This is a genomic window from Wohlfahrtiimonas larvae (genome assembly GCF_002006755.1).
GTDB lineage: Bacteria > Pseudomonadota > Gammaproteobacteria > Cardiobacteriales > Wohlfahrtiimonadaceae > Wohlfahrtiimonas > Wohlfahrtiimonas larvae.
In genome coordinates this window covers 1-6,617 of record NZ_MVDO01000131.1, presented here as the reverse complement: position 1 = coordinate 6,617, position 6,617 = coordinate 1, and the positions used below count along the sequence as shown (strand labels likewise).

5 protein-coding genes and 1 pseudogene are annotated in these 6,617 nt (G+C 38.4%); all 6 read left to right on the top strand.

Translation table 11 applies throughout. The features are described 5' to 3' along the window. Positions 1-880: thioredoxin-disulfide reductase (gene trxB / locus BZK14_RS07760; RefSeq protein ID WP_077925952.1), on the top strand; the 880-nt coding region annotated here is incomplete at its 5' end. Positions 881-892: 12 nt separating this feature from the next. Further along, the gene (locus tag BZK14_RS07755; protein WP_077925951.1) at positions 893-2,068 is read left to right on the top strand and encodes a phosphoglycerate kinase; all 1,176 of its coding nucleotides are present in this window, start codon (positions 893-895) and stop codon (positions 2,066-2,068) included. A gap of 10 nt (positions 2,069-2,078) precedes the next feature. Then, positions 2,079-3,599, top strand: coding sequence for a ribonuclease G (gene rng / locus BZK14_RS07750; protein WP_077925950.1), 1,521 nt, complete (start codon positions 2,079-2,081; stop codon positions 3,597-3,599). A 9-nt stretch (positions 3,600-3,608) separates the two neighbouring features. Beyond that, positions 3,609-4,811 carry a bifunctional phosphopantothenoylcysteine decarboxylase/phosphopantothenate--cysteine ligase CoaBC gene (gene coaBC / locus BZK14_RS07745; RefSeq protein WP_077925949.1) on the top strand — a complete coding sequence of 401 codons (1,203 nt, stop codon included), beginning with the start codon at positions 3,609-3,611 and terminating at the stop codon, positions 4,809-4,811. A 210-nt stretch (positions 4,812-5,021) separates the two neighbouring features. Continuing rightward, on the top strand, positions 5,022-6,260 hold the full coding sequence (locus BZK14_RS07740; RefSeq protein ID WP_077925948.1) for a porin: 1,239 nt from the start codon (positions 5,022-5,024) through the stop codon (positions 6,258-6,260). Between the two features lie 84 nt (positions 6,261-6,344). Then, positions 6,345-6,617, top strand: a pseudogene (locus BZK14_RS07735) (2-dehydropantoate 2-reductase N-terminal domain-containing protein); the annotation flags it as partial.

Below are 6,617 nucleotides of genomic sequence, written 5' to 3'. Positions count from 1 at the left end.
TGCGCGTGCTAATTTAAATCCTGTGATTATTACAGGTATTCAGCAAGGTGGTCAATTAATGACAACGACTGAAATTGATAATTGGCCAGGCGGTGAAGAAGGATTAACGGGGCCCGCTTTAATGACAAAACTAGCAGATCATGCTGAACGTTTTGGTACAGAAATGATCTGGGATCATATTGAAAAAGTTGATCTTTCAGGCAAAAATTTTGTCTTAGAAGGTGGTAGCGAAACTTATGAATGCCAAGCGTTAATTATTGCAACAGGCGCAACCGCTAAATATTTAGGTTTGCCATCTGAAGAAGCTTATAAAGGTAAAGGTGTCTCTGCATGTGCAACCTGTGATGGTTTCTTCTATAAAGATCAAGAGGTTGCTGTTGTTGGTGGTGGTAACACAGCTGTGGAGGAGGCTTTATATTTAAGTGGTATTGCCGCTAAAGTTCATTTGATCCATCGCCGTGATACGTTCAGAGCTGAAAAAATAATGATCGAAAAATTGTATCGTAAGGTTGAAGAGGGCAAAATTGAGCTCCATCTTAATAGCACACTGGATGAAGTTGTGGGTGAAAACAACTTAGTTAATGGCATTAAAATTAAGCATGTTCAAACAAATGATGTGCAATCTATCGCATTGCAAGGTGTATTTATTGCCATTGGTCATCATCCAAATACTGATATGTTTGCGGGGCAATTAGATATGGTGAATGGCTATATCAAGGTGCATTCAGGTATTGAAGGTAATGCGACGGCAACAAGTGTTGATGGTGTGTTTGCGTGTGGTGATGTGATGGACTCTGTTTATCGTCAGGCCATTACATCAGCAGGAACGGGCTGCATGGCAGCTTTGGATGTTGAAAAATATTTAGAAAAAATTAATTAAGAGGATCAATTTATGCATTACAACAAAATGGAAGCATTGGATCTGAATGGGAAAACAGTTTTGATCCGTGAAGATTTAAACGTACCCATTCATGATGGAAAAATCACATCTGATGCACGTTTAGTTGCATCAATGAAAACGATCGAACAAGCGTTGAAGCAAGGCGCGGGTGTATTAGTAATGTCTCATTTGGGGCGTCCAGATGAAGGCGTTTACGATGCAGAATTTAGTTTAGCACCTGTTGCTGAATGGTTAACAAATGCTTTGGGGCAAGATGTTCCTTTAGTTCGTGATTGGATTGATGGTGTGTCAGTTGAACCAGGTAAGGTTAAACTATTAGAAAATACTCGCTTTTTAGTGGGTGAAAATAAAAACAATGCTGAGTTGGCAGGTAAAATGGCTCAATTGTGCGATGTATTCGTGATGGATGCATTTGCTACAGCGCATAGAGCGGCTGCTTCCACTGTAGGGGTTGGTGATCAAGCTAAAGTTGCATGTGCAGGTTTAGTATTATCAGAAGAGCTAGACTCTTTGAAAAAAGGTTTGGTTGCACCTGAAAGCCCAATTGTTGCCATTGTTGGTGGTTCTAAAGTATCAACAAAATTAACTGTATTGAATCAGTTACTAGATAAAGTGGATGTATTGATCACAGGAGGTGGCATTACAAACACTTTATTGTTAGCACAAGGCTTACCAGTAGGTAAAAGTTTAGTAGAGGCTGATTTAGTGGAAGATGCAAAAGCATTATTAGCTAAAGCTAAAGCAACAGGCAAAAATATTCCATTACCTATAGATGTTGTTGTAGGTAAAGCATTTGATGCTAATACAGACGCGACAGTCAAGAAAGTTGAAGACGTTACGGCTGATGACATGATCATGGATATCGGGCCAGAAACAGCAAAGCTATATGCTGAATTGATTTTAAAATCAAAAACAGTTGTGTGGAATGGCCCTGTGGGCGTATTTGAGTTTGCAAGTTTTGCTGCTGGTACAAAAGCATTGGGTGAAGCAATCAAGCAAAGCAGTGCTTTTTCTATTGCGGGTGGTGGTGATACAGTTGCGGCAATTGAGCAATTTGGTTTAACATCTGACATCTCATACATTTCAACAGCAGGTGGTGCATTCTTAGAATTTTTGGAAGGCAAAGAATTACCAGCGGTTGCAATGTTGGAAAGAAGAGCAAACTAAAAGGACAATTATGAGTGATGAAATCTTAATTAATAAAACGCCATATGAAACTCGCGCAGCAGTGATGCGAGATGGTGTCTTGCAAGAAATATTAATTGAGAGGACTGATCGTAACCTTTTAGTGGGCAATATCTATAAAGGCAAAGTTGTCAGGGTATTGCCAGGCATGGAGGCAGCATTTGTTGATATTGGTTTGGAACGTGCTGCTTTCCTTCATGTGAATGATATTCATACAGTGAGGAATTCTTTAGAAATTGAAAAAGAAGTTTTGCCTGATGAATGTGATGATGAAAATGTTGAAAAGCCTGTGATTATTCCACCCAAAGCGGATATCACAGCGATTTTGTATCAAGGGCAAGAAATTGTTGTGCAAGTGATCAAGGACCCTTTGGGTACAAAAGGTGCAAGATTAACAACACAAGTCTCGATCCCGTCGTGTTATTTGGTGTATTTAGCTGAAAGTGATGTGATTGGTGTATCTATTCGCATTGAACAGGAAGAAGAGCGTCAGCGTTTAAAAGACCATTTGAGTAATTTCCAATCAGAATTGGGTGGTGCATACATTGCTCGCACTGCCGCTGAAGGTGTTGATCCTTGGGTTTTAAGAGCGGATATGCAGTTTTTATCTCGTCTTTGGGATAATGTTTCTGTCAAAATGAAAGAGTCCAAGGCAGGTGATTTGGTTTATGGTAATTTCCCCTTAGAGCTACGTATTTTGCGTGATTATGTAGGGCGTGGTATTCAGCAAATTCGCGTGGATGCGACGGAGTCTTTTGAGCGAATGTTGAGTTTTGCTCAGGATTTTTTGCCTGAAACATTGGATAACATGCAATTATATAAAGGCTCACGCCCTATTTTTGATTTATATAATATCGAAGAAGAGATTGAAAAAGCCTTGTCAAATCATGTGGCTTTGAAATCAGGTGGTTATATTATCATTGAGCAAACTGAAGCGATGACGACCATTGATGTTAATACTGGCGGTTATGTCGGACATCGTAATTTAGAAGAAACGATTTTTAAAACAAATTTAGAAGCAGCTCAAGCAATTGCACATCAAGTACGTTTACGTAATTTGGGCGGTATGATTATTATTGATTTCATTGATATGATCAATCCAGAACATCAGCAAAGCGTTTTGGAAGAATTACAGTTACATTTATCTAAGGATAATGCGCGTACCACAATTAGTGCTGTGACAAGTTTGGGATTGGTTGAAATGACGCGTAAGCGCACAAGAGAAAGCTTAGAGCATATTTTGTGTGAAAAATGTCCAACGTGCCAAGGTAAAGGTTATATTAAAACTAAAGAAACCATTTGCTATGAAATCTTCCGAGAAGTTGTACGTGAAGCGAAGCAATATCCTAATATTAATAGTATTTTAATTTTGGCATCATCTGATGTGATTGAGCAATTGCTAGATGAAGAAGCGCATCATTTAGCGGAATTGCAGACGTTTGCAAAATTGAGTATCAAACTACAGGCAGAAGCGCTATATAATATTGAGCAATTCGATATTATCTTATTGTAGGTTAGGGTTATGAAAAAAATTGTGATTGCCATTACTGGCAGTATTGCTGCTTATAAATCTGCGCATTTGGTGCGTTTATTGAAAAAAGCAGGTTGTGATGTTCGTGTTGTGATGACGCAAAGTGCTAAAGAGTTTATTACGCCGATGACAATGCAAGCATTATCTGGCAATGCTGTGGTGGATAATATTTTAGATCCTGCTCATGAAATGGGTATGGGGCATATTGAATTATCACGTTGGGCAGATGCTATTGTGATCGCGCCTTGTAGTGCGAATATGCTTGCAAAATTAGCTAATGGTATAGCGGATGATTTAGTGAGTGCGATGTGTTTGGCATCACCTAAAAAAATACATATCGCACCAAGTATGAATCGTTTCATGTGGGATAACCCAATGACACAAACCAATGTTCAAACATTATTGGCAAGTCATCTGTATGTAATGATTGAGCCTGACAGCGGTGAGCAAGCTTGTGGTGAGGTAGGGCAAGGCAGAATGGCAGAGCCCGAAGTTATTTGTGATCAAGTCTTATCCAGCTTGTCACCAAAGTATTTACCTTTATCAGCTCAAAAAGTTGTGATCACAGGCGGGCCAACGAGAGAAGCGATTGATCCTGTGCGCTACATTAGTAATCATTCCAGTGGCAAAATGGCGTGTAGTTTAGCAGATGCATTCGTAGATCAAGGTGCGGATGTTACTTTGATACTCGGTCCTTGTGAAGCAAAACCTAAATTACCCATGAATATTGTACATGTGGAAAGTGCACAAAATATGCTAGATGCAGTTTTAGCTAACATTCATGATGCGGATATTTTTGTTGGGGCAGCAGCAGTTGCTGATTATCGTGTTGCCAATATTGCTGATCAGAAGATGAAAAAAACAGATGGCCAAGATGGATTAACATTATCATTTGTGAAAAATCCTGATGTATTGGCAACTGTTGCGGCATTGTCTGATAAGCCTTTTGTGGTTGGTTTTGCAGCAGAAACGCAAAATGTCATAGAATATGCAACAAAAAAGTTGAATGCTAAAAATTTAGACTTAATTTGTGCTAATGATGTTTCTCAAGGGCAGGTTTTTGGTCAGGATGAGAATAATATTGTCATTATTGATACAAATAATGTAAAAACTACATTATCTCGTTCCACAAAACAGGATCAAGCAAAAAAAATTGTCGATTTAATCATAAAAAAAATAAGCATAACAAAATAGCTGTATCAAAAAAACAACATCTCAACTCATTGATTTTGTTTTAATTGTTTGGATTTTTAAATTTTGTTGTAATATTTATATAATAAAATGTATTAAAAATGAAAATAAAAGTTGCATTAAAGTCACAAATAGTATTAAATTAGCCACATGGATAAGCATGAGCTGAAACTCATTATCTAATTTATTTTTAATCAATTTGGAGCTTACAAAATGAAAAAGAGCTTAGTTGTAGTAGCATTAGCGGGCGCAATGGCGTTCACAGCAGCATCAGCTGAAACTGTATTATATGGTTCTATCCGTATGGGTATGGATGTTGGTAAAAACCATTACGGTGCACAGTCAGATGTATGGGGCAACAACATCGGCGCTAAAAGAAATAAGCGCGGTATTGATATGCAAGATTATGGTTCACGTTTAGGCTTGAAAGGTTCTGAAGAGTTAGGTAACGGCATGACTGTTCTTTACCAATTGGAGTGGGGCTTTGATGGTATGGCTAGCGGCCAAAATGGTAAAGGCGCATTCAACCGTTTAGCATGGGTTGGTATCTCAGGTGATTGGGGTACAGTAGCATTGGGTCGTCAAAACAACCCATTTACTGAATCTTTGAACGCAGGTACAGAGGCTGACGAGTTAAATGGTGACTTAGGTACTATTTCTGCATTACGTTACGCAACTGGTACAGTAATGATGTCATCAGCAGGTGATAACATTGAGGATTTTGATGCAATGCCAACTCGCGTAGGTAAATCAATTGCTTACGTGTCTCCAACTTGGTCTGGCTTTAACTTCGTATTAGCAGGTATTGCGGAAGCTCCTGAGAATGTAGGTTATGTAACAAATGCTAGCAATCGTGGAATGGCATATAACTCAAGCAAAGGTTTTGATATTTATACTGTTGGCTTGAACTATGAACACGAATCAGGTTTCTATGCTAAAGCAGCTTACTTAGGTGCTGATTTAGTAAAAGATAACAAACGTGCTAATACTTACGGTTTGAACGTTGGTTTCAAAAATGAACAATTTGGTGTGAATGCTGACTTCGGTGGTGGTAGCCGTGGCCGTAAAGCAACAACAGATTTTGCTGGTAATACACTTTCAGGTTCTCCATACAAAGTATCTTCAACTGGTTGGGACTTAGGTGCTCATTTCTCATTCGGTCCTGATTACTTCAGCACAATCCGTGCAACATTCGGTCAAGCTCAAGTAAAATACAAAGGTGATCGTAATGAATTCTTAGGTACTGGTGAAGCAACTAAGAAAAATAAAATGACTGTTTGGGCTGTTGGTTTTGAACAAAAATTATCTACGCGTACTAAAGTATGGGTAGAATATGCGAAAGAAAATCGTAAAGTGTTTAACGATGCTAACAATGTAGATGCGTGGGGTAACCAACAACGCACTAAAGATAACCGTGATACAGTTTCAATCGGTATCCGTCACGATTTCTAATCTGACTATTATCAGAGTATAAATTTGTATAATATAGAGCCCGCAATGCGGGCTTTATTTTTGTATAAAATTTAAGGGGGAAAAATGATAGGCGTTTTAGGTAGTGGTTCTTGGGGCAGTGCATTAGCGATGCATATTGCTCGCATTGAAAATGTGATGTTGTGGGGACATAATAAGGATGATATTAAAGTCATTCAAGAAACTCGATACAACCCCAAATATTTACCCAATATTCAGTATCCAGAAAATATTATTGCCACTGATTCATTGAAAGAGCTAGTTCAAAATTGTGATCAATTGGTTTTTGTTGTGCCATCTTTCGCGCTTTTGAGTATTTTAAAAGAGATTAAATCCATT

What these genes read in the sequence shown, in the direction of transcription:
- coaBC (WP_077925949.1), top strand. Translation starts at nt 3,609, where the DNA reads ATGAAAAAAATTGTGATTGCCATTACTGGCAGTATTGCTGCTTATAAA.
- BZK14_RS07755 (WP_077925951.1), top strand. Translation starts at nt 893, where the DNA reads ATGCATTACAACAAAATGGAAGCATTGGATCTGAATGGGAAAACAGTT.
- BZK14_RS07740 (WP_077925948.1), top strand. Translation starts at nt 5,022, where the DNA reads ATGAAAAAGAGCTTAGTTGTAGTAGCATTAGCGGGCGCAATGGCGTTC.
- rng (WP_077925950.1), top strand. Translation starts at nt 2,079, where the DNA reads ATGAGTGATGAAATCTTAATTAATAAAACGCCATATGAAACTCGCGCA.